This window comes from Thalassovita mangrovi (assembly GCF_009857745.1).
GTDB classification, from domain to species: domain Bacteria; phylum Pseudomonadota; class Alphaproteobacteria; order Rhodobacterales; family Rhodobacteraceae; genus Thalassobius; species Thalassobius mangrovi.
Map to the genome: position 1 here is coordinate 135,557 of NZ_WWEN01000007.1, position 20,552 is coordinate 156,108.

Here is a 20,552-nt window from a genome sequence, read left to right on the forward strand (position 1 = left end):
GCGCCCTCCTGCTATCCCGCTTGCGTGGTTGAACGCGACGGGTCCCGGTACCTGCGGACCTCCGCGACATCGCTTTCGGCTTCCAGCGCCGACATCACCGAATGCAGATGCTCGGCATCGCGCAGTTCGACCTCGACCAGCAAGCGGAAGAAATCGGGCTTGCGGTCCAGGAAACTCAGGTCCGAGATATTGGCCTTCTGTTCACCGATCAACGTGCAAACCCGCCCCAGCACCCCGGCATCGTTGCCGATTGTCAGTTCCAGCGTGGTGGAATGGATCGCCGGGTGCTTGCCCGCATGCCAATGCAGGTCCATCCAGCGGCTCGGCTGATCCTCGTAGGCTTCCAGAGCTTCGCAGTCGATGGCGTGGACGATCACGCCCTTGCCGCGATGGCTGATGCCGACGATGCGTTCGCCCGGCAGCGGCTGGCAGCACTTGGCGATGGTGAAATGCTGATCATGCGACAGGCCCACCACCGCGCCGCGCAACTCGATATCGTCCGATTCCGCTTCGCTGAGTTCGGGATAGACCGCGTGCAGCACCTCGCGGGTGGTCAGCTCGGCGCTGCCCAGCCGCGACAGCAGCATGTCGGTATCTTCCAGCCGCAGATTGCGGGCGGCGGTTTCCAGCGCCTTGTCGGTCGCCTTCTTGCCCACGTGATCAAACGCCGAGCGCGCCAGTTCGCGGCCCAGCTTGATGAAGCGTTCGCGGTCCACCTCGCGCAGCGCCCGGCGGATCGCGGTGCGCGCCTTGCCGGTGATCGCGATATCCAGCCAGGTAGCCTGCGGCGTCTGGCCCTCGGCGGTGATGATTTCCACCGACTGGCCGTTCTTGACCCGCGTCCACAGCGGCACCCGCATTCCGTCGACCTTGGCGCCGACGCAGGCATTGCCGATGCGGGTGTGGATCGCATAGGCGAAATCGATCGGCGTCGCGCCCTTGGGCAGCTTCACCACCTCGCCCTTCGGGGTGAAGCAGAACACCTTGTCCGAATACATTTCCAGCTTCACGGCTTCCATGAATTCGGCGTGGTCTTCCTCGGCGTCGAACTGTTCGGTCAGCGAGGCGATCCATTTCGCCGGATCTACGGCGAAGGGGTTCTTGGCCCGCACCCCGTCGCGATAGGACCAATGCGCCGCCACCCCGGTTTCGGCCACGTCATGCATCTGCCGGGTGCGGATCTGCACCTCGACCCGCTTGCCGTCGCGGCCCGACACGGTGGTGTGGATCGACCGGTAGCCGTTCGATTTCGGCTGGCTGATGTAATCCTTGAACCGGCCCGGCACCGCGCGCCAGCGCTGGTGGATCACGCCCAGGGCGCGGTAGCAGTCATCTTCGCTGTTGGTGATGACGCGGAAACCGTAGATATCCGACAGGCGCGAGAACCCGACATCCTTTTCCGACATCTTGCGCCAGATCGAATAGGGTTTCTTGGCCCGGCCGAACACCTGCGCCTCGACGCCCGCCTCTTCGAATTCCTGGCGCATGTCACCGGTGATGCGGTGGATCACATCGCCGGTTTCCTTCTGCAGCATCACGAAACGGCGCATGATCGAGGCGCGCGCTTCGGGGTTGAGCACCTTGAAGGCGAGGTCCTCGAGTTCCTCGCGCATCGACTGCATCCCCATGCGCCCCGCCAGCGGCGCGAAGATTTCCATCGTTTCGCGCGCCTTCTGCGCCTGCTTGTCCGGGCGCATCGCCTTGATCGTGCGCATGTTGTGCAGACGGTCGGCCAACTTCACCAGGATCACCCGCAGGTCCTTGGACATGGCCATGAATAGCTTGCGGAAGTTTTCCGCCTGCTTGGTCTCGGAACTCGACAGTTGCAGGTTGGTCAGCTTGGTGACGCCGTCGACCAGATCGGCCACCTCCTTGCCGAACATCTGTTCGACCTCGGCATAGGACGCCTTGGTATCCTCGATCGTGTCGTGCAGAAGCGCGGTCACGATGGTGGCGTCGTCCAGACGCTGTTCGGTCAGGATCGCGGCAACGGCAACGGGATGGGAAAAATAGGGCTCGCCGGAATGGCGGAACTGCCCTTCATGCATGGCGAGGCCGAATTCATAGGCCTCGCGCAGCAACTTTTCATTGGTCTTCGGGTTATAATTGCGGACAAGGGCGATCAGGTCGTCAACCGCGATCATTTTGTCCTTAACCCCTTACTTGGAACAGGCTCAGCTCTGTCCCTGCGCTTCCATCAGCTGACGCAGCAGCATTTCTTCGGACATGTCGTCCTCGGCCGGCTTGTCGGCGGCTTCGCCCCCGCCCATCAGCAGCGCCATGGAATCTTCTTCCGGCTCGTCCACTTCGATCTGGGTCTGGTTGCTTTCGATCAGGCGCTCGCGCAGCTCGTCGGCCGACTGGGTTTCCTCGGCGATTTCGCGCAGGGCCACGACCGGGTTCTTGTCGTTGTCACGGTCCACGGTCAGCGACGAACCGGAAGCGATCTCGCGCGCACGGTGGGCGGCGAGCATCACAAGCTCGAAACGGTTCGGTACCTTGTCTACGCAGTCTTCTACGGTAACGCGGGCCATGGGACACTCCAATCATTGGACGGGCGGTAGAAAGCGTGTATTTACGGCGGAAGCGCCCGGATGACAAGCCGAAATCACAGAGGAATCACCTCTGCGCGGGCCTCTTCTGGCAATTCATCGCACATTTCCGTGACGGTTTTGCCAAGAAGCGGATGTTTCCACCCCGGCGCCACCTCTGCCAGCGGCACCAGGACGAAGGCGCGGTCCTGCAACCGCGGGTGAGGGAGAATCAGTTGATCCGGCGCGGTCTGCATCTGCTGTTCCGCCGGCAGATCGATCCAGTGCCGGACGGTGTCCCGATCCGGGCAGATATGGTTGTCGACTGCAATTATATCGAGATCCAGCGTCCTGCCGCCCCACCGAGACAATCTGACACGACTGAATTCCGCCTCAACCTTATGGAGAAATTGAAGAATTTCGTCCGGCGCCAAATCAGTACGGCAGCGTATGGCCGCATTCACGTAATCCGGCCCGGCACCTTCGGGGAAGCAAGGTGTTTTAAAAAAACGACTTTCCGCGACCACGTCGATCCCGCCCGCAGCCAGCATCCCGATCGCCTTGCGCAGCGTGTCGGCGGGCAAATCGTCGCCGTGCGAAAGATTCGCCCCTAGCGCAATAAGTGTATCTTGGCCACCATCCATATCCCGACCTATCCTTTTGATAACCCCAGTCAGCTTGCACGACCTGGGGATACGACTTATTTTTGTTACCCAAGCGAGGCGACGAATTTTTTTATCTATTCACTCACGGACTAGTCGCCAAGCTGATAATCGGAAGGAAATTTGATGTTCTACAAAGACGAACGGCTGGCGCTGTTCATCGATGGATCCAATCTTTATGCGGCTGCCAAGGCGCTTGGGTTCGATATCGATTACAAGCTTCTGCGGCAGGAATTCATGCGCCGCGGAAAATTGTTGCGCGCCTTCTACTACACCGCCCTGCTGGAGAATGACGAATATTCTCCGATCCGGCCGCTGGTCGACTGGCTGCACTATAACGGTTTCACCATGGTGACCAAGCCGGCCAAGGAATACACCGACAGCCAGGGCCGCCGGAAGGTCAAGGGGAACATGGATATCGAACTGACCGTCGATGCCATGGAACTGGCCCCGCGGGTCGATCATATCGTGCTGTTTTCCGGCGACGGCGATTTCCGTCCGCTGGTGGAAAGCCTGCAGCGCCAGGGCGTGCGTGTTTCGGTGGTTTCGACCATCCGCAGCCAGCCGCCGATGATCGCCGACGAACTGCGCCGCCAGGCCGATAACTTCATCGAACTGGACGAGCTGAAGGAAGTGATCGGGCGCCCGCCGCGCGAACACCCGGCGGAACGCGAAGCCGCGTATAGCGACAACTAACAAACCGGGGCCACGCGCCCCGGTTTTCGTTTCCGGCCCCCCAACCTCAGTTCTGGCTCAGTTCTGCGCGGCCTGCATATTCCGCTGGTTGTGGTTTTCCGCCACCGGCCCGGGCCAAGTGCTTTTGATATAGGCCAGGACATTCAGGATGTCCTGGTCGTCCAGCACACCGCCGAACCCCTGCATCCGGCTGCGATAGCCATTCCCGACCAGGACCTCGGTGCCGTATTTGGTGATCATGAACAGCTGTTCGTCCGGGTGGTGCCAGGTGTGGCCGCTGGGATCGTGCGGCGGCGCGGGCAGATAGCCGTCTTCATCCCGCTGCCGCCAGTTCGGCTGGCCCTCCAGCTTGCCGCCATGACAGGCAGCGCAATAGGCGGCATAAACCTCGCTGCCGGCGGCCACCGCCACCGGATCGGTATAGGGCAACAGCCCCGTCGCCTGCGCCTCTTCCTGCGACATGAACCAACCGACCAGCCCCAGAACCCCGGCACCGACCGCGACAAGACCGAATTTATATCTCACTGCATCCTCCCTGCGCTTTGGGCGATCAATCGCGGCTTCCTGCGCTGGAAGGTCAAGAGCGGCCTTTACGCAAGGGGCTTTCCGACTTACCTGTTCCGCAACAGGAGACGCAGACCATGACGAAACCGCCCCTTACCCTCTACCTGGCCGCGCCGCGCGGGTTCTGCGCAGGTGTCGACCGCGCCATCAAGATCGTCGAGATGGCGATCCAGAAATGGGGCGCGCCGGTCTATGTCCGCCACGAGATCGTGCATAACAAATTCGTCGTCGACAGCCTGAAGGATCAGGGCGCCGTCTTCGTCGAGGAACTCAGCGAATGCCCCGATGACCGGCCGGTGATCTTTTCCGCCCACGGGGTGCCGAAATCGGTGCCCGAAGCGGCACAGGCGCGGCACATGGTCTATGTCGACGCCACCTGCCCGCTGGTGTCGAAGGTGCATATCGAGGCCGAACGGCATTCCGAACAGGGGTTGCAGATCATCATGATCGGTCATGCCGGCCATCCCGAAACCATCGGCACGATGGGGCAACTGCCCGAGGGCGAGGTGCTGCTGGTCGAAACCGTCGCCGATGTGGCAGAGGTCGAGGTGCGCGATCCCGAAAAGCTGGCCTTCGTCACCCAGACCACCCTGTCGATCGACGACACCAAGGATATCGTCGCCGCGCTGCAGGCGCGTTTCCCCGCCATCCAGGGCCCGCACAAGGAAGACATCTGTTACGCCACCACCAACCGGCAGGAAGCGGTCAAGGCGATGGCGCCGAAGATCGACGCGCTGCTGGTCGTGGGCGCGCCCAATTCATCGAATTCCCGCCGCCTGGTCGAGGTCGGCGCGCGCAACGGCTGCAAATACGCCCAGCTGGTGCAGCGCGCCACCGATATCGACTGGCGCGCCCTGGAAGGGATCAAATCCATCGGCATCACCGCCGGGGCCTCGGCCCCCGAAGTTCTGGTCGACGAGGTGATCGCGGCGCTGTGCGACCGCTTCGACGTGACCGTGGCGGAGGTTGAGACGGCACAGGAAAACGTCGAGTTCAAGGTGCCCCGCGTACTGAGGGAACCCGCCTGAGGATGGACGAGGAAACCATCCGCATCTATGACGCAAGGGCGGAGGATTACGCCCAGGTGACGGCGGCGGACGCCCCGGGGCGGTTGCTGCGCGATTTCATCGACGCCGTTCCGGCAGGCGGCCGTGTGCTGGACCTGGGTTGCGGCCCGGGGATCGACGCGGGGCTGATGGCGCAAGCGGGCCTGCGGGTCGATGCCGTGGATGCCTCGGCCGAAATGGTGGGGCTTGCGGGCCAGCGGTCCGGCGTTTCCGCGCGGCAGGCCACCTTCGACGATCTGGATGCCGAAGCGGCCTATGACGGCATCTGGGCCAATTTCAGCCTTCTGCACGCCCCACGCGAAGACATGCCGCGCCACTTGGCGGCGATCCATAAGGCGCTGAAACCCGGCGGACAATTTCACATGGCAGTGAAAACCGGCAGCGGCGAAAAGCGCGACCCGATCGGGCGCTATTACACCTATTACAGCGAAGCCGAATTGTTGGCCCTGCTGCGCGATGCGGGCTTCACCCCTACAAAATGCACCCGGGGCCGCGATAAAGGGCTGGACGAAGTCATGGCCGATTGGCTATCCGTGGCCTCCCATGCCTGAACTCTTTGCTTATACCGACGGAGCCTGCTCCGGCAATCCCGGCCCCGGCGGCTGGGGCGTTCTGCTGCGCGCCATGGACGGCGATTCCATCCTGAAGGAACGCGAACTCAAGGGCGGCGCTGCAGAGACCACCAATAACCAGATGGAATTGATGGCAGCGATCATGGCGCTGGAAACGCTGGAGAAATCCAGCAGCCTCACCATCGTGACCGACAGCGCCTATGTGAAGAACGGCGTCACCGGATGGATTTTCGGCTGGAAGAGAAACGGCTGGAAGACCTCGAACAAGAAGCCGGTGAAGAATGTCGACCTGTGGCAGCGGCTGGATGCGGCGCAGGCGCGCCACCGGGTGACCTGGGAATGGGTCAAGGGCCACGCTGGCCACCCGGAAAACGAAAAGGCGGATGAGCTGGCCCGCGCGGGCATGGCGCCTTATAAACCCTAAGCATGACAAACCTGATCCTGCTGGATTATGCCTCGGTACTGGTCTTCGCCCTGACCGGCGCTCTGGCTGCGTCGCGCGCGCAGCTGGACCTGGTGGGATTCATGTTCATCGCCAACCTGACCGCGCTTGGCGGCGGCACCCTGCGCGACGTGTTGCTGGACCGGACCCCGCTTTGGGTCGCGCAGCCGGGTTTCGTGGCGGTGGCGTCGCTGGCCGCCGCTGTGGTCTTCTTCACCGCCCACCTGCTGGAAAGCCGCTATCGCGCGCTGCTGTGGTTCGACAGCCTTGCCCTGGCCGTCGCCGTGCCCGCCGGTGCAGGGGTGGCGATCAGCCTGGGCCATCCCTGGCCCGTCACTTTGATCATGGGCACGCTGACCGGCACCTTCGGCGGCATGATGCGCGATGTCGTCTGCAACGAGGTGCCGCTGGTGCTGAAGAAGGGCGAACTTTACGTCACCGCCGCCTTTGCCGGGTCCGCTGCCACGGTGCTGGCGGCCACCACCGCCGCCGATCCGCTGATCGTTGCCGCCGCCGGGGGATTGGTGACTTGGGCGTTGCGCGCAGGCTCGCTGGTCTTCGGCTGGAGCCTGCCGAGCTACAAGAGCCGCCCGCCGCGGGTATAACTCACTTCTTCTGGAAACTCTGCCAGGCCCAGATCAGCAGCATCGCACCCAGCACCGCGCCGACCAACCCGGCCGCCATCCCCATCATCGCCAGCAGCGCCCGCAGCACCAGCCCGCCGATCAGCGCCCCGGCGATACCGATACCGATGGTGGTGATGATATCGGTTTCCACCTTCATCAGCCGGGTCGCCAGGAACCCGGCGGCGGCGCCGATGATGATCAGCCAGACGATGGACATGGCAATCTCCTACTTGCGGTAATGGGTGGGCACGATGATCAGCGCCCCGATCGAAGACAGGATAGCATCAACGCCCGGCGCGCCAAAACGCAGCCCGAACATGATGCGGATGAAATAGAACAGGAAGGCCCCGCCGACGCAGATGATGATCGAGGGCAGGTAGCCGTTGCGGGTGAACCCGGTCTTTTCCGACACATACCCAACGATCCCGGCAATCACCACGGTTCCGATCAGCGTTGGAAACATCTGCCTTTTCTCCCGGGTTAGAGCCGCGTTCCCTTGCTCAGGGGCATCCCGCGCAGGAATATATCGGCATCCTGTGCCGCCTTGCCTGCCCGTTGCAAGCGCAAAAGCTGTACCGCGCCAGTGCCGCAGGCCACCGTCAGTTGATCGTCCAGCAGCTCGCCCGGCTCGCCCGAACCATCGGCCAGGCGCGAGGCGAGCAGCTTGATGCGCTGACCATCATGTTCGATGAAGGCACCCGGGAAGGGCGACAGGCCGCGGATCTTGCGGTCGACCTCCTCGGCGGGGGCGGTCCAGTCGATCGCCGCCTCGGCCTTGTCGATCTTGTGGGCATAGGTCACGCCCTGTTCAGGCTGAACCTCGGGCGTCAGCTCGTCCAGCCGCGCCAGCGCCTCGACGATCAGCTTGGCCCCCATCTCCGATAGACGGTCGTGCAGCCCGGCGGTGGTTTCCTCCGCCCCGATGGGCGTGGTCTCGCGGAGCAGCACCGGGCCGGTGTCGAGCCCCGCCTCCATCTGCATGATGCAGATGCCGGTTTCCGCGTCGCCCGCCATGATCGCGCGATGGATCGGCGCTGCCCCGCGCCAGCGCGGCAGCAGCGAGGCATGGATGTTCAGGCAGCCGTGTTTCGGGGCATCGAGAATGGCCTGCGGCAGGATCAGCCCATAGGCCACCACGACCGCCACATCGGCGTTGAGATCGGCGAAGGCCACCTGCTCCTCGGGCGATTTCAGCGACACCGGATGGCGCACCTCCAGCCCCAGTTCCAGCGCGCGGGCGTGGACCGGGGTGGGCCGGTCCTTCTTGCCCCGCCCTGCCGGACGCGGCGGCTGGCAATAGACCGCGGCCACGTCATGCCCGGCATCGACCAGCGCGTCGAGCACCGGCACGGAAAAATCCGGCGTTCCCATGAAAATCACACGCATGTCCCTGCCCCTTTCGATCAGCGCAGCTTGCGCGCCTTCTTGATCAGCATATCGCGTTTCACCCGGCTCAGATGGTCGAAATACATCTTGCCGTTCAGATGGTCGATCTGGTGCTGCACGCTGGTGGCCCAAAGCCCGACGAAATCGCGTTCCTCGACCTCGCCCGCCTCGTTCAGGAAGCGCACCGTCACCGCGCGCGGGCGGCTGATCGTGGCGTGGACGCCGGGCAGGTTGGGGCTGGCTTCGTCATGATCGCGCAGCTGCACGCTGGCGTGCAGGATTTCGGGGTTCGCCATGCGCACGGGTTTGCCGCGTTCCTCGCTGGCATCGACCACCGCCAGGCGCTGCATCACGCCGATCTGCACCGCGGCCAGGCCGACGCCGGGCATCGCCTCCATCGTGTCGATCATGTCGGTCCAGGTGGCGCGGATATCGTCGGTGATCTCGCTCACCGGCTCGGCGGGGGTCCGCAGCCGCTTGTCGGGCCAGGGCAGGCATTTGCGCGCGGTCATTTCAGCGTCTCCAGATAAGCCCCTTCGATCCGCGCGCGATCCTCATCCGACAGCCGGTCGAAGATCACCAGACCGTCAAGATGGTCGTATTCGTGCTGGGCGCATTTCGCCTCGAACCCGGTCAGTTCGCTTTCCTGCACCGCGCCGTCCAGCCCGGTCCAGCGCAGCGTGATCCGTTCGGGCCGCGTCACCTCGGCAGGGGCGTCAGGGATCGACAGGCAGCCTTCTTCGCCGCTCACCACCTCTTCTGACGACGCGACGATTTCGGGATTGATACAGATGACCGGCGTCATGTCGCCGTCTTTCCAGCCGCAATCCATCACGAAGACGCGTTTCATCACGCCGACCTGCGGCGCAGCCAGGCCACGCCCCGGCGCGTCATACATGGTTTCCAGCATGTCGGTGATCAGATCCGACACATCCTCGCCCGGGGCCACCGGGTCACAGGGCTGCGACAGGCGCGGGTCGGGCCATTTCAGGATCGGCAGAATGCTCACGCCCGGGCCCGTTCCCGTTTCAGCTTCTGCATCTTGCGGGTGATCATCTGACGCTTCAGCGGCTTGAGGTAATCGATGAACAGCTTGCCATCCAGGTGGTCGATTTCGTGCTGCACGCAGGTCGCCCAGAGACCGGCGAAGGTTTCGCGCTGTTCATTGCCGTTGCGGTCGATCCACTCGACCGTCACCTCGGCCGGGCGTTCCACCTCGGCATATTGTTCGGGGATCGACAGGCAGCCTTCCTCGTAGGTGCTCAGCTCGTCCGAGGATTCGATCACCTTCGGATTGAACATGATCAGCGGGCGCGGGGTTTCATCCTTTTCCTTGGCGCAATCCAGCACGATCAGCCGGTCCAGCACGCCGATCTGCGGCGCGGCCAGGCCGATGCCGGGCGCGTCATACATGGTTTCCAGCATATCGTCGGCCAGCACGCGCAACTCGTCCGACAGGTCGGGAACGGCGGCGCAGACCTTTTTCAGGCGCGGATCGGGATGGATCAGGATAGGACGTTTCATGACAGTGGATTTAGGGTATGGCCCCCGCCCCTGCAATGGGCCATTGTTTCGGCAACAGACGGCAGAAAAATGACCATACAGGAAAATGTCCCGGTATTGCGCCGACGGACAGCATAATATCCCTGATTTCACGATTGATTTAGATCGCTCTTCCATTTTCCATCCGCTTGTTGGAATTTTGGTCCAGAAAAGGCGTATTGCCGCTATCCCGGCGCGGACATCCCCGCGAGACATGCAAGGAGACCCAGAATGAGCTTCGACACGATCATCAACCGTTTTGGCACCCATTCGGCGAAATGGGACAAGATGGAAGATATCTATGGCGTTCCGGCCAAGGACGGCATCCCGATGTGGGTGGCCGACATGGATTTCCGCGCGCCCGATTGCGTGCAGGACGCCATCGCGAAGATGCATGAACACGGGATCTACGGCTATTACGGCGACGACAACAGCTATCTCGGTGCGATCTGCTGGTGGATGCGGACCCGCCACGGCTGGGAAGTCGACCCGCAGGCGATCTTCACCACCCACGGGTTGGTCAACGGCACCGCGATGTGCGTCGACACCTTCACCGAACCGGGCGACGGTATCGTGCTGATGACGCCGGTTTACCACGCCTTCGCCAAGGTGATCCGCGCCAACAACCGCCGCGTCGTCGAATGCGACCTGGCCGTCGAAAACGGCCGCTACGAGATGGATTTCGACGCCTGGGACCAGCAGCTGGACGGGTCGGAAAAGATGATGATCCTGTGTTCGCCGCACAATCCCGGCGGCCGGGTCTGGACGCGCGAAGAACTCGAAGGCGTCGCCGCCTTCGCCAAGCGCCACGACCTGATCCTGGTGTCGGATGAAATCCACCACGACCTCGTCTTCCCCGGCACCAAGCACATCCCGATGGCGCTGATCGACGGCATTTCCGACCGGCTGATCATGATGAGCGCCACCACCAAGACCTTCAACATCGCCGGCAGCCATTCGGGCAACGTGATCATCCACGACCCCGACCTGCGCGCCAAGTTCGCCGCCAGGATGGCAGCGCTCGGCATGTCGCCCAATTCCTTCGGGCTGCACATGGCCGAAGCCGCCTATTCCCCCGAAGGCGCGGCCTGGCTCGACGATCTGATCGCCTATATCGACGGCAACCGGCAGGTCTTCGATACCGGCATCAACGCGATCCCGGGCCTTTCCTCGATGCCGCTGCAAGCGACCTACCTGGCCTGGGTCGATTTTTCCGGCACCGGCATGACGCGGGAAGAATTCACCAAAAGGGTCGAACAGGACGCGAAGATCGCCGTCAACCACGGGCCGAGCTTCGGGTCGGGCGGCGACAGCTTCCTGCGCTTCAACCTCGCCACGCCGCGCAGCACCGTGGAACAGGCGGTGGAGCGGATGCAGGCGGCCTTCGCCGACCTGCAATAAGGATCACAAGGGCAAATCCGAGGGGAGCGGCAGGGCGATCCTGTCGCCCTTTTCGGGCGCGAAATCCTGCGGCGGGCGATCCTGGATCGCCGTCAGCCGCTTGAATTCATAGATCATCCGGCCGTCTTCTTCGCCCGAGGCGATGATCAGGCACTGATACAGGTGCTGACCGCGATCATAGAGGTCGACGAAGCCGCGCAGATGCGGCGCGTTTTCGGCATCGAGGGCAAAGCCGCCTTCCCAGAAGCTGATCACGCGGTAGGTCTTGCCATCCGCTTCGACCAGCATCCGGCCATTGCGCTTGCGGTCGCGCTGGCGCGCGGCTTCCAGTCCGGCCAGGACTTCCTTGGGCAGAAATGTCGGCATCTTACGCCTCCCTCGCTGATGCCCCCATCATGCGGGATTCGTGCCAAGGAGGGAACTCGGGGCCGAATGGGCGGGGATTCTTTCCCCGCCACTGTGTCATTTTCCAGACGCTTTCGGGCGCAGCACATGCGGCATGGCGGGATCGTACAGCGCCGAATCCTTGAAGTCGCGCACATCGCCAAGCACCGGCCCGACAAGAATCAGCGCCGTACGGGTGATCTTTTCCACCCGCACCTTGGCGTGGATATCGCTGAGCGTACCGCGGATGAATATCTGGTCCGGCCAGCCGACGCGATAGGCCACCACCACCGGGCAATCCGCGCCGTAATGGGGGCTCAGCTGCCGCTCGATCTCACGCAGGTTCCGTACGCCGAGGTGAATCGCCAGGGTCGCGCCGGTGCGGGCGAAATTTTCCAGCGTTTCGCCCGACGGCATGGCGGTGGATTTCATCGACACCCGGGTCAGCACGATCGACTGCGCCAGTTCCGGCACGGTCAGTTCCTGACCCAGGGCGGCGGCGGCGGCGGCGTAGGCGGGCACGCCGGGGATGATTTCATAGGGAATATCATCGGCCCGCAGCCGCCGGATCTGTTCGGCGATCGCGCCGTAAAGCGATGGATCGCCCGAATGCACCCGCGCCACGTCCTGCCCTTTCGCATGGGCCGCCTTGATCTCCGCATGGGTGTCGTCCAGCGTCATCGGCGCGGTGTCCATCACCCTCGCCCCTTCCGGCGCGCAGGCCACCACCTCGGGCGGCACCAGCGACCCGGCGTAAAGGCAGACCGGGCATTCGCCGATCACCCGCTCGGCCTTCTTGGTCAGCAGTTCGGGATCGCCCGGCCCCGCGCCGATGAAATAAACCGTCATGCCTGTGCTTCCCTTTTCCCTGCCCGATAAATCTTCACTGCGCGCCGCCCGCCGCCAGATCGCCGTCGATCTTGCGGGCATAGCCGCGCGGCGTGAACATGCGCGGGCCCTCGCCCAGCTGCGCCAGCCGCGAATTGCTCGACCCCACCAGAACCACGGTCAGCATGTCGACCTCGTCGACCTGCAACTGGTCCAGCCGCCGGTAGCGCACATGTTCCTCAGGCCGCCCCAGCGAGGAGGCCAGCATCACCGGCGTGTCCGCCGGGCGGTGCTGCAGCAGGATATCGCGCGCCTCGGCCAGCAGGGTGCGGCGCGTCTTGGACACCGGGTTATAGAAGGCGATGACGAAATCGCCCTCCGCCGCTGCCTTCAGCCGCCGCAGGATGTCGTCGCGCGGGGTCAGCAGGTCGCTGAGCGAAATGGTGCAGAAATCGTGACCCAAGGGCGCCCCCGCCCGCGCCGCCGCGCCCTGCAGCGCCGAAACGCCGGGGGAACAGATCACCTCGATCCGGTGCGCCGCGTCGCTGACCCCGTGCTCATCCGGCCCGCGATCCAGCAGTTCGAACACCAAGGCCCCCATCGCGTAGATCCCCGCATCGCCGGAACAGACCAGCGCCACGTTGTGCCCCTTGGCCGCGCGTTCCAAAGCGTAGCGGCAGCGTGCCTCTTCCCCGCCCAGCGGGAAATCCGACCGCGCCTTGCCAGCGGCCAGCGGCCCCAGCAGGTCGATATAAAGCCCGTAGCCCACCAGTTCCTCGGCCTCGGCAATGAGCTTCGACACTTCCGGCGTGCGCCAGGATGCCTGCCCAGGCCCGATACCCACCACGCTCAACCGCCCGCGCGCCCGGCCCGGCAGGTCGGTGATCGGCGCTTGCGTCCGCCCCAGGGCGCAGGTGCAATTGGCGGTCTTCTGCTTCTCGACCACCAATGCGCCGCCACAGGCCAGCGCCGCCCCTTCGCTGACACCGTGGCAGCCAACCTCGGCAAAGACCACATCGGACGGGTTCGGCACCTCCTGCGTCTCCAGCTCGGCGGCGGTGAACAGCCGCAGTGGCACGCCCAGCCGCCGCGCCACCTCGTTCATTGCAGGCTCATCCGCCTTCAGGTCGATCGAGGCGACACAGCCCACCGCCCCCGGCGCGATCCCGGCCTTGTCCAGAACCTCGCCGACCAGCGCCCACATCTCCTCCGGATCGGCATTGCGGGCACAGCCCAGCCCCAGCACATGGCGCTGCGGGTGATAGACCAGCCGTTCTTCGCCCGCGTCCTCGGGCGCCTCGCTGACCACCAGTTCCACCGCGCCGCCAGTCTCCTCGATCCCGAAAATATTCTCGCCCACGACAGACACGCCTGCCCCCGACAGCAAGGCCGCCATCGCCGCCTTGGCATCCTGTGGGTTGGCCAGCCGATAGCCCAGCGGCGGTTCGTCCAGCGCCACGCCCATCGCCACATCGCCTGCCGTGGTCACCGCCGCAACGGCCCCCAATGCCCCGGCAATCTCCTTCGCCAGCCGGTTCGCCCCGCGATGCCCGCCCAGAAGCGGCACCACCACCGATCCGTCATCGGAGACCGACAACACCGGCGGCTCGGCCCGCTTGTCGCCCAGCAAGGGAGCGACGGCCCGGATCAGTATGCCGGACGCGCAAACCCCCACCACCGGCACCCCGGCGGCGAACAGGTCGCGCACATGATCCAAGGCGTTGGGGAAAAACGCATCCGCTTCGACCACGCGCCCCTCGCGCCCGTGCATCTCCGCCCCCAAGGCCTGCGCCAGCTTGCGCGCGGTCGCTTCTCCCGACGCGCTCAGCGCCAGAACAACGGGTTTCACAGCCATGGATCGGCCCCCTTCGTCAGTAGGATCATCGAAAAATACGGCGCCTTTTCAGGCGCCTCGGAGAGCGGGCAGATGCGTTCCCCGGGCAGGCTGGCGCGTTCGACGTAAACCGCCCTGTCGCTCAGCCCCAAGCCGTCGATCACGCCGCGGATCTTCGCCAGGTGCCGCCCCACCTTCATCACGACAACGCTTTCCGCCCCCTCGATCCGGTCGCGCAGCTCGGCCTCGGGCAAGGGCCCCGGCAGCACCGTCAGCCGCTCGTTGCGCGCCGCCAAGGGCAGCCCGGCCCGCCCCGCGCAGGCGGTGATGCTGGTCACGCCCGGCACCACCTCGACCTCGAACCGGTCGGCCAGCCGGGCGTAGAGATACATGAAGGAACCGTAGAAAAACGGATCGCCCTCGCAGAGGCAGATCACGTCCTCGCCCGCCTCCAGCGCTTCGGCGATCCGCTTGGCACCCGCGTCATAGGCCGCCTGCGCCGGGCCGCGTTCCACCGTCATCGGCACGTCCATGACAATCTCGCGCGCCCCTTCCGGGATCGCGGCGGCGGCGATGGCACGGGCGAAACTGTCCGACCCGGCCAGCGCCGGATAGGCCACCACGCGGGCGGTTGAGATCAGCCGATGCGCCTTCAGCGTCATCAGCTCGGGGTCCCCCGGCCCCAGTCCCACACCGTACAGCTTACCGGCCATATCCAGCCCCCAGCTTCTTCTTGGTCCAAATACTCCCGCCGGAGGCGTCCTGCCCTCGCAACCCGCTCATCGCTTGATCAGGCTCCACTGCGTCACCGGCATCAGCGGCCGCCAGCCGGTCAGCCCGCCCACCGGTTCCGCCCGCTGCACCTGGATCTTCACCAGTTGCCCGCCATGTTCGCGATGCAGCGCCACCAGCACCGCCTCGCTTTCCAGCGTCACCGCGTTGGCCACCAGCCGCCCCAGCGGGCGCAGCGCCGCCCAGGCCGCCTCGAACACCTCGCGGCTCAGCCCGCCGCCGATGAACACCGCGTCGGGCGCGTCCAGCCCGAACAGCGCCTCGGGCACCCGCCCGTCGATCAGCTGCAGCTTCGGCGTGCCAAGTGCCAGCGCATTGGCCGCCGCCATCGCCCGGCGGTCGGCGCGCGGTTCGATCCCGATGGCGCGGGCGTAGCGCGCGCCGCGCATCCATTCCACCGCCACCGATCCGCAGCCGGTTCCGATATCCCACAGCAGCGCCCCGCGCATCGGCATCAGCTTGGCCAGCGTCGCCGCGCGCACCTCCTGCTTGGTCATGGTGCCGTCATGCTGGAACAGATCGTCGGCCAGCCCCGGCACCCGCGGCAACAGCGCGGCATCGGGCGCGGCGATGCAATCGACCGCCAGGGTGTTGAAATCCGGCACCGTATGGTCCCAGCTTTCCGCCACGCCATCAAACCGCGCCTCGTCCGGCCCGCCCATATTGGCGAGCACCGTCATTTTCGACCGACCGAAACCGCGCTCGGTCAGGAACGCCGCGATCTGGCCGGGCGTTTCAGCCCCGGTGGTCAGGATCAGCAGCCGCGCATCGGGCTGGATGAAGGCGATCATCTGCTCGACCGGGCGGCCATGCACGGTCAGCGTTTCGACATCCGCCAGGCTCCACCCCATCCGGGCGGCGGCCAGTTGGAACGCCGACAGTTGCGGGTGATAGGTGATCTCGGCCGGGTCGATCGACCGGCCGATCCGGGCGCCCACCGAAAACCACAGCGGATCGCCGGTCGCCAGCACCACCACGCGCCGCCCCTTCATGGATTTCAGCATCTCGATCAGCGCGTCGAAGGGCGAGGGCCAAGCGACCCGTTCGGCGCTGACCGCGCCCGACAGGTCGTGATGCCGGTCGCCGCCGACGATCACCTCTGCCGCCTCGACCACCGCGCGGGTGGCGGGCAGCAGCCCGTCCAGCCCGTCCTCGCCGATGCCGACGATATGCAACCAGGGTTCAGCCATGTTCAGTCTCCCTTTTCCTCGGGCAATCCTGCCGCCAGCGCATTCACCGCCGCCGAGGCGATCGCCGACCCGCCGCGCCGCCCGCGCAGGGCGACGAATTCGCAGCCGCGCGGGCGTTCGGCCAGTTCCGCCTTGCTTTCCGCCGCGCCGACGAAGCCCACCGGGAAGCCCAGGATCAGCGCCGGTTTCGGCGCGCCCTGGTCGATCAGTTCCAGCAGGTGAAACAGCGCCGTCGGCGCGTTGCCCACGGCCACCACGGCGCCCTCCAGCCGGTCGGCCCACAGCTCCACCGCCGCGGCAGAGCGGGTGTTGCCGATCCCCGCCGCGATCCCCGGCACGCGGGGATCGTTCAGCGTCACCACCACCTCGTTCTCGGCGGGCAAATAACGGCGGATGATCCCGGCGCCGACCATTTCGCAATCGCAGAGCACCGGCGCACCGCCCAGCAGCGCGTCGCGCCCGGCCTCGTAGGCGGCGGGCGAAAAGGCCAGGCGGTCGGCGACCTCCACCATTCCGCAGGCATGGATCAGCCGGATCGCAAGCGCCTGCATCCCCGGGCCGAACCGGTCCAGCCGCGCCTCGCTCCGCACCGTCGCGAAGGACTGTGCGTAGATCGCCGAGGGGTTCTTTTCATACGGGCGCATGGCGCTCTCTCTCCGTTGGGTTCCTTCCCCCGGACCGGGGGAAGGGCAGGATGGGGGTCGATGCGGAATGCGAAGCCCAAACAGGGCTTCACAGGGCGGTCAATGCCGATGCTTGCGCGCGCTTTCCGGGCCCAGCGGGTGATCCGCATGCGGGTAGACGGGATGCACGTGATCGTGGTCGTGGTGATGATGGTGATGGCCGTGGTCGTGACCATGGTCGTGCCCGTGATCATGGTGGTGCCCGTGATCATGGTGGTGGTGACGATCGTGGTCATGATGATGGTGATGATGCCCCATCTCCAACCGGCATTCCCCGGTGCAGAACGTGTCGCACAGCGTGCAATCACCCACGTTCGATCCCGGCGCGCTGGCGCCCTGGCCTTCGACATGGTGGTGATGGCTTTCCTGCACCGCGCCGACTTCATTCTCGAAACCCAGAACCTCGACCCGGTATTTGCACATCACGCAGGTGGGCGGTGGCACCTCGGCAAAGGCCGGATGCCCGGCGCGGTCCTCGGCGCTGATCTGCAGCGGCGCGCCGCCTTCGACGGACAGGACCTGGCTGCGATAGGCGCAGGTGCCGCAATTGGGCGGCGGCACATCGGAAAGCTGCTCGGTCACCCGCTCGGCGAAGGTTTCCAGCACCTTGGGGTGATCGTTCAGATAGCCCGCCTTGACGAACTGGATGTCCGGATGCCGCGCCGCCACCTGGTCGGTGAAGCCGTAAATCCGGTCGATCAGGATGCCAGTGAACAGGAAATAGGGGAACACGATGACCCGCTTGTAGCCCAGCTTCACCACGTGGTTCAGGCAGGGTTCGACCAGCGGGAAGGTGACGCCGGAATAACCGACCTCGCACCATCCGAACCCCATGCCTTCCTGCAACAGCCGGGCGATCTTGGACACGTTGGCATTGGCGTCGGGATCGGACGCGCCGCGGCCGATCACCACCAGGCAGGTGTCGTGCAGCGCCACCTCGCCCAGTTCGGCATTCGCCCTGTCGACCGCCTCGCGCACCCGCGCACCGGCGGCGGCGATCATCTTGGGGTCGACGCCCAGTTCGCGGCCATAGGACACCTCGATCCCGTGCTTGGCGGCATAGGTGTTCAGCACCGTCGGGATGTCGTTCTTCGAATGCATCGCGGCGAACAGCATCCCGGGCACCGCCACGATCCGGTCGCAGCCCTTATCGCGCAGCCGGTCCAGCCCGTCGCGGATCACCGGGTTGGCGAATTCCAGATAGCCGTATTCGGTTTCCCAGTCGGACGGCAAAAGCGCCGGCAGCTTTTCGGCCAGCACGCTGAATTCGTCCACGGCGGCTTGGCTGCGGGACCCGTGGCCGCAGATCATCACTCCGATTTTCGTCATGTCTTCAGGCTTCCTGAAGCTCTTCCTCGGCGGCCTCTTCGGCCTCCTCCGGTTCCGCCTCGGCGGCGCCCTTGCCCTTCAGCGCGGCCCACAGCCCGATCGCGACGGCCGCGCCGATGGCGATGCCCGCGACCCAGTGGTCATGCCCCGCCGCTTCGGCCAGGTGGCCCGGATGCGCGGCGGCCTGTCCAGCCCAGAACAGTCCCAAAATCGTGTAGAAAGCTTTCATGCCTCTCCCCTTTTTTCACCACATCGAAGAGAGAATGCCCGGATGAGCACCTGACGACGCTTGTCCTGATCCCCGGCTTGGGTCGATCGCACAAGTCCACCTCTCCGGCCCCCATGGGGCTTCGTCTGATCTCAGGTATAGAGGCCCGCGCCCCGCAAACGCAATCGCGGAAACGCCGCCGCCCCCATCGATTGCGACCTCCGCGCCCTGCCTTTGTGCATAAATGCAAATTTTATGCGCAGGAATCGGCGTTTTCGCACAGGCCGCAAAAGCCTAAATCGGTCCCTGAAAGCAAGGAGACGCATGATGGGCCTACTGATCGACGGCGAATGGCACGACACCTGGTACGACACCGGCAAGACGGGGGGCAAATTCGTCCGCTCCACCGCCGGTTTCCGCAACTGGATCACCCCCGACGGCAGCGCCGGGCCGACGGGCGACGCCGGGTTCAAGGCCGAATCGGGGCGATATCACCTCTATGTCTCCTACGCCTGCCCCTGGGCCCATCGCACGCTGATCTTCCGCGCGATCAAGGGGTTGGAGGATCACATCGGCATTTCCGTGGTGCATCCCGACATGCTCGGCGACGGCTGGAGCCTGAATTCCGATTTCCCCGGCGCCACCGGCGACCGGCTGTATGGCCTGCCCTTCATGCGCGACATCTATACCAAGGCCCAGCCCGGCGTGTCGGGCCGGGTAACGGTGCCGGTGCTGTGGGACAAGCAGCGCGAAACCATCGTGTCGAACGAAAGTTCCGAAATCATCCGCATGCTGAATTCCGCCTTCGACGACATCACCGGCAACCGCGACGATTACTGGCCCGAGGACCTGCGCGAGGCGATCGAACCGGTCAACGCGCGGATCTATGACAGCATCAACAACGGCGTCTACAAGGCTGGGTTCGCCACCACTCAGGCGGCCTATGACGAAGCGGTCGGACCGCTGTTCGACAGTCTCGACTGGCTGGAGGAGCGCCTGTCCAGCCGCCGCTACCTGATGGGTGACCGCGTGACCGAGGCCGATTGGCGGCTGTTCACCACGCTGATCCGGTTCGACCCGGTCTATCACCTGCATTTCAAGTGCAACCGCAAGCGGCTGATCGATTACCCCAACCTCTGGGCCTATACGCGCGAGCTGTATCAATGGCCCGGCGTGGCGGGGACCACCCATATCGATCATATCGTGCGGCACTATCATTACAGCCACGACACCATCAATCCGAACCGGATCATCCCGATCAACCCGGTGCTGGATTACCATGAGCCGCACCGGCGCGACGCGCTGAGCTACGCCGCCGCCTCCTGACGGATAGGGCCTGCTGCAAGGGAAACGCCGCTTTTCCCCTGCCGGCCCAAGGTCGCATCTTGTGCTTTCAATCCAAATCCGCTTTGTCTGCGCGCAAAAGGAACCGCGCCGATGACAAGCTGGATCACGATCTGCGACACCTGCAAACGTGAAGGGTGGGATGCCGAAACCGCATCCCGCACCGATGGCGAGGCCCTGGCCGAACAGGTCGAGGCCGCCGCCGCGGGCGTCGCCGGGATCAAGACCCGGCGCGTGTCCTGCCTGATGGGGTGCAGCCACGGCTGCAACGTCGCGATCCAGGGCGAGGGCAAGCTGGCCTATACGCTGGGCCGGTTCGATCCGGCCGAGGACGGCGCGGCGCAGGCCATCGTCGATTACGCCGCGCTGCATGCGCAAAGCGACAGCGGCCAGGTGCCGTTCCGGCAATGGCCGCAGGGGGTGAAGGGGCATTTCGTGACCCGCCACCCGCCGCTGCCGAAGGAAGACTGA

Annotated in this window: 26 protein-coding genes; 8 read left to right on the forward strand and 18 right to left on the reverse strand. The window is 64.9% G+C overall.

From position 1 onward, the window contains the following. Positions 1–11: 11 nt before the first annotated feature. The 3 genes from GR167_RS15680 to folK form a co-directional block, all read right to left on the reverse strand. Positions 12–2,144 carry a RelA/SpoT family protein gene (locus GR167_RS15680; protein WP_160974663.1) on the reverse strand — a complete coding sequence of 711 codons (2,133 nt, stop codon included), beginning with the start codon at positions 2,142–2,144 and terminating at the stop codon, positions 12–14. 30 nt (positions 2,145–2,174) lie between these two features. Continuing rightward, complete coding sequence (gene rpoZ, locus GR167_RS15685) at positions 2,175–2,534, reverse strand: DNA-directed RNA polymerase subunit omega (RefSeq protein ID WP_160974664.1); 360 nt, start codon at positions 2,532–2,534, stop codon at positions 2,175–2,177. Positions 2,535–2,608: 74 nt separating this feature from the next. After that, positions 2,609–3,175 carry a 2-amino-4-hydroxy-6-hydroxymethyldihydropteridine diphosphokinase gene (gene folK, locus GR167_RS15690; RefSeq protein WP_160974665.1) on the reverse strand — a complete coding sequence of 189 codons (567 nt, stop codon included), beginning with the start codon at positions 3,173–3,175 and terminating at the stop codon, positions 2,609–2,611. A 144-nt stretch (positions 3,176–3,319) separates the two neighbouring features. On the opposite strand from folK, the gene GR167_RS15695 reads away from it, so the two are divergent. Beyond that, the gene (locus GR167_RS15695; RefSeq protein ID WP_160974666.1) at positions 3,320–3,889 is read left to right on the forward strand and encodes a LabA-like NYN domain-containing protein; all 570 of its coding nucleotides are present in this window, start codon (positions 3,320–3,322) and stop codon (positions 3,887–3,889) included. 57 nt (positions 3,890–3,946) lie between these two features. Here GR167_RS15695 and GR167_RS15700 read toward each other — a convergent pair whose 3' ends face one another. Then, a complete protein-coding gene (locus tag GR167_RS15700; RefSeq protein ID WP_370741328.1) occupies positions 3,947–4,414 on the reverse strand; it encodes a c-type cytochrome in 468 nt (155 codons plus the stop codon). A gap of 116 nt (positions 4,415–4,530) precedes the next feature. Here GR167_RS15700 and ispH point away from each other — a divergent pair, with 116 nt between their 5' ends. The 4 genes from ispH to GR167_RS15720 are packed head-to-tail and all read left to right on the forward strand — an operon-like array spanning position 4,531 to position 7,139. Next, on the forward strand, positions 4,531–5,481 hold the full coding sequence (gene ispH, locus GR167_RS15705) for a 4-hydroxy-3-methylbut-2-enyl diphosphate reductase (protein ID WP_160974667.1): 951 nt from the start codon (positions 4,531–4,533) through the stop codon (positions 5,479–5,481). Between the two features lie 2 nt (positions 5,482–5,483). Next, a complete protein-coding gene (locus GR167_RS15710; RefSeq protein ID WP_160974668.1) occupies positions 5,484–6,071 on the forward strand; it encodes a class I SAM-dependent DNA methyltransferase in 588 nt (195 codons plus the stop codon). Further along, positions 6,064–6,516: a ribonuclease HI gene (rnhA, locus tag GR167_RS15715; protein WP_160974669.1), complete on the forward strand. Its 453-nt coding sequence runs from the start codon at positions 6,064–6,066 to the stop codon at positions 6,514–6,516. Before GR167_RS15710 ends, rnhA begins: the two co-directional genes overlap by 8 nt. A gap of 2 nt (positions 6,517–6,518) precedes the next feature. Next, a complete protein-coding gene (locus GR167_RS15720; RefSeq protein WP_160974670.1) occupies positions 6,519–7,139 on the forward strand; it encodes a trimeric intracellular cation channel family protein in 621 nt (206 codons plus the stop codon). Between the two features lies 1 nt (position 7,140). Here GR167_RS15720 and GR167_RS15725 read toward each other — a convergent pair whose 3' ends face one another. The 6 genes from GR167_RS15725 to def (GR167_RS15750) are packed head-to-tail and all read right to left on the reverse strand — an operon-like array spanning position 7,141 to position 10,070. Next, on the reverse strand, positions 7,141–7,377 hold the full coding sequence (locus tag GR167_RS15725; RefSeq protein ID WP_160974671.1) for a GlsB/YeaQ/YmgE family stress response membrane protein: 237 nt from the start codon (positions 7,375–7,377) through the stop codon (positions 7,141–7,143). A gap of 9 nt (positions 7,378–7,386) precedes the next feature. Beyond that, a complete protein-coding gene (locus GR167_RS15730; RefSeq protein WP_160974672.1) occupies positions 7,387–7,623 on the reverse strand; it encodes a hypothetical protein in 237 nt (78 codons plus the stop codon). A gap of 17 nt (positions 7,624–7,640) precedes the next feature. Further along, positions 7,641–8,546: a methionyl-tRNA formyltransferase gene (gene fmt, locus GR167_RS15735; RefSeq protein ID WP_160974673.1), complete on the reverse strand. Its 906-nt coding sequence runs from the start codon at positions 8,544–8,546 to the stop codon at positions 7,641–7,643. A 17-nt stretch (positions 8,547–8,563) separates the two neighbouring features. Then, positions 8,564–9,058: a peptide deformylase gene (def, locus tag GR167_RS15740; RefSeq protein WP_160974674.1), complete on the reverse strand. Its 495-nt coding sequence runs from the start codon at positions 9,056–9,058 to the stop codon at positions 8,564–8,566. Continuing rightward, the gene (def, locus tag GR167_RS15745) at positions 9,055–9,555 is read right to left on the reverse strand and encodes a peptide deformylase (protein ID WP_160974675.1); all 501 of its coding nucleotides are present in this window, start codon (positions 9,553–9,555) and stop codon (positions 9,055–9,057) included. Before def (GR167_RS15745) ends, def (GR167_RS15740) begins: the two co-directional genes overlap by 4 nt. Then, positions 9,552–10,070, reverse strand: coding sequence for a peptide deformylase (gene def / locus GR167_RS15750; RefSeq protein WP_160974676.1), 519 nt, complete (start codon positions 10,068–10,070; stop codon positions 9,552–9,554). The genes def (GR167_RS15745) and def (GR167_RS15750) overlap by 4 nt, the downstream gene beginning before the upstream one ends. Before the next feature lie 249 nt (positions 10,071–10,319). Between def (GR167_RS15750) and GR167_RS15755 the strand changes: the two genes are divergently transcribed. Beyond that, positions 10,320–11,489, forward strand: a complete 1,170-nt coding sequence (locus tag GR167_RS15755; RefSeq protein WP_160974677.1) for a MalY/PatB family protein — start codon at positions 10,320–10,322, stop codon at positions 11,487–11,489. A 3-nt stretch (positions 11,490–11,492) separates the two neighbouring features. Here GR167_RS15755 and GR167_RS15760 read toward each other — a convergent pair whose 3' ends face one another. The 8 genes from GR167_RS15760 to GR167_RS15795 all read right to left on the reverse strand — a co-directional run bounded on the left by GR167_RS15760 (position 11,493) and on the right by GR167_RS15795 (position 18,758). Further along, entirely contained in the window at positions 11,493–11,855 is a 363-nt protein-coding gene (locus GR167_RS15760; RefSeq protein WP_160974678.1) for a hypothetical protein, read from the reverse strand. A 96-nt stretch (positions 11,856–11,951) separates the two neighbouring features. After that, entirely contained in the window at positions 11,952–12,722 is a 771-nt protein-coding gene (gene cobM, locus GR167_RS15765; RefSeq protein ID WP_160974679.1) for a precorrin-4 C(11)-methyltransferase, read from the reverse strand. Between the two features lie 34 nt (positions 12,723–12,756). After that, positions 12,757–14,556, reverse strand: coding sequence for a precorrin-3B C(17)-methyltransferase (gene cobJ, locus GR167_RS15770; RefSeq protein ID WP_160974680.1), 1,800 nt, complete (start codon positions 14,554–14,556; stop codon positions 12,757–12,759). Then, positions 14,547–15,248: a precorrin-2 C(20)-methyltransferase gene (gene cobI / locus GR167_RS15775; RefSeq protein ID WP_160974681.1), complete on the reverse strand. Its 702-nt coding sequence runs from the start codon at positions 15,246–15,248 to the stop codon at positions 14,547–14,549. The genes cobJ and cobI overlap by 10 nt, the downstream gene beginning before the upstream one ends. A 66-nt stretch (positions 15,249–15,314) precedes the next feature. Next, positions 15,315–16,517: a precorrin-6y C5,15-methyltransferase (decarboxylating) subunit CbiE gene (cbiE, locus tag GR167_RS15780; RefSeq protein ID WP_160974682.1), complete on the reverse strand. Its 1,203-nt coding sequence runs from the start codon at positions 16,515–16,517 to the stop codon at positions 15,315–15,317. A gap of 2 nt (positions 16,518–16,519) precedes the next feature. Then, positions 16,520–17,161, reverse strand: coding sequence for a precorrin-8X methylmutase (locus GR167_RS15785; RefSeq protein ID WP_160974683.1), 642 nt, complete (start codon positions 17,159–17,161; stop codon positions 16,520–16,522). Positions 17,162–17,260: 99 nt separating this feature from the next. After that, complete coding sequence (locus GR167_RS15790) at positions 17,261–18,529, reverse strand: sirohydrochlorin chelatase (RefSeq protein WP_160974684.1); 1,269 nt, start codon at positions 18,527–18,529, stop codon at positions 17,261–17,263. A gap of 4 nt (positions 18,530–18,533) precedes the next feature. Then, positions 18,534–18,758: a DUF6732 family protein gene (locus GR167_RS15795; protein ID WP_160974685.1), complete on the reverse strand. Its 225-nt coding sequence runs from the start codon at positions 18,756–18,758 to the stop codon at positions 18,534–18,536. A gap of 306 nt (positions 18,759–19,064) precedes the next feature. On the opposite strand from GR167_RS15795, the gene GR167_RS15800 reads away from it, so the two are divergent. Beyond that, positions 19,065–20,063: a glutathione S-transferase family protein gene (locus tag GR167_RS15800; RefSeq protein WP_160974736.1), complete on the forward strand. Its 999-nt coding sequence runs from the start codon at positions 19,065–19,067 to the stop codon at positions 20,061–20,063. Positions 20,064–20,174: 111 nt separating this feature from the next. Further along, entirely contained in the window at positions 20,175–20,552 is a 378-nt protein-coding gene (locus GR167_RS15805) for a DUF1636 family protein (protein ID WP_160974686.1), read from the forward strand.

Coding starts and splice junctions, on each gene's coding strand:
- GR167_RS15725 (WP_160974671.1), bottom strand. CDS start 7,377: ATGTCCATCGTCTGGCTGATCATCATCGGCGCCGCCGCCGGGTTCCTG.
- GR167_RS15785 (WP_160974683.1), bottom strand. CDS start 17,161: ATGCGCCCGTATGAAAAGAACCCCTCGGCGATCTACGCACAGTCCTTC.
- cbiE (WP_160974682.1), bottom strand. CDS start 16,517: ATGGCTGAACCCTGGTTGCATATCGTCGGCATCGGCGAGGACGGGCTG.
- fmt (WP_160974673.1), bottom strand. CDS start 8,546: ATGCGTGTGATTTTCATGGGAACGCCGGATTTTTCCGTGCCGGTGCTC.
- GR167_RS15680 (WP_160974663.1), bottom strand. CDS start 2,144: ATGATCGCGGTTGACGACCTGATCGCCCTTGTCCGCAATTATAACCCG.
- GR167_RS15800 (WP_160974736.1), top strand. CDS start 19,065: ATGGGCCTACTGATCGACGGCGAATGGCACGACACCTGGTACGACACC.
- GR167_RS15805 (WP_160974686.1), top strand. CDS start 20,175: ATGACAAGCTGGATCACGATCTGCGACACCTGCAAACGTGAAGGGTGG.
- GR167_RS15795 (WP_160974685.1), bottom strand. CDS start 18,758: ATGAAAGCTTTCTACACGATTTTGGGACTGTTCTGGGCTGGACAGGCC.
- def (WP_160974674.1), bottom strand. CDS start 9,058: ATGACCGCGCGCAAATGCCTGCCCTGGCCCGACAAGCGGCTGCGGACC.
- GR167_RS15790 (WP_160974684.1), bottom strand. CDS start 18,529: ATGACGAAAATCGGAGTGATGATCTGCGGCCACGGGTCCCGCAGCCAA.
- GR167_RS15720 (WP_160974670.1), top strand. CDS start 6,519: ATGACAAACCTGATCCTGCTGGATTATGCCTCGGTACTGGTCTTCGCC.
- ispH (WP_160974667.1), top strand. CDS start 4,531: ATGACGAAACCGCCCCTTACCCTCTACCTGGCCGCGCCGCGCGGGTTC.
- folK (WP_160974665.1), bottom strand. CDS start 3,175: ATGGATGGTGGCCAAGATACACTTATTGCGCTAGGGGCGAATCTTTCG.
- GR167_RS15755 (WP_160974677.1), top strand. CDS start 10,320: ATGAGCTTCGACACGATCATCAACCGTTTTGGCACCCATTCGGCGAAA.
- GR167_RS15710 (WP_160974668.1), top strand. CDS start 5,484: ATGGACGAGGAAACCATCCGCATCTATGACGCAAGGGCGGAGGATTAC.
- rpoZ (WP_160974664.1), bottom strand. CDS start 2,534: ATGGCCCGCGTTACCGTAGAAGACTGCGTAGACAAGGTACCGAACCGT.
- GR167_RS15760 (WP_160974678.1), bottom strand. CDS start 11,855: ATGCCGACATTTCTGCCCAAGGAAGTCCTGGCCGGACTGGAAGCCGCG.
- cobM (WP_160974679.1), bottom strand. CDS start 12,722: ATGACGGTTTATTTCATCGGCGCGGGGCCGGGCGATCCCGAACTGCTG.
- def (WP_160974676.1), bottom strand. CDS start 10,070: ATGAAACGTCCTATCCTGATCCATCCCGATCCGCGCCTGAAAAAGGTC.
- rnhA (WP_160974669.1), top strand. CDS start 6,064: ATGCCTGAACTCTTTGCTTATACCGACGGAGCCTGCTCCGGCAATCCC.
- cobI (WP_160974681.1), bottom strand. CDS start 15,248: ATGGCCGGTAAGCTGTACGGTGTGGGACTGGGGCCGGGGGACCCCGAG.
- GR167_RS15695 (WP_160974666.1), top strand. CDS start 3,320: ATGTTCTACAAAGACGAACGGCTGGCGCTGTTCATCGATGGATCCAAT.
- GR167_RS15730 (WP_160974672.1), bottom strand. CDS start 7,623: ATGTTTCCAACGCTGATCGGAACCGTGGTGATTGCCGGGATCGTTGGG.
- cobJ (WP_160974680.1), bottom strand. CDS start 14,556: ATGGCTGTGAAACCCGTTGTTCTGGCGCTGAGCGCGTCGGGAGAAGCG.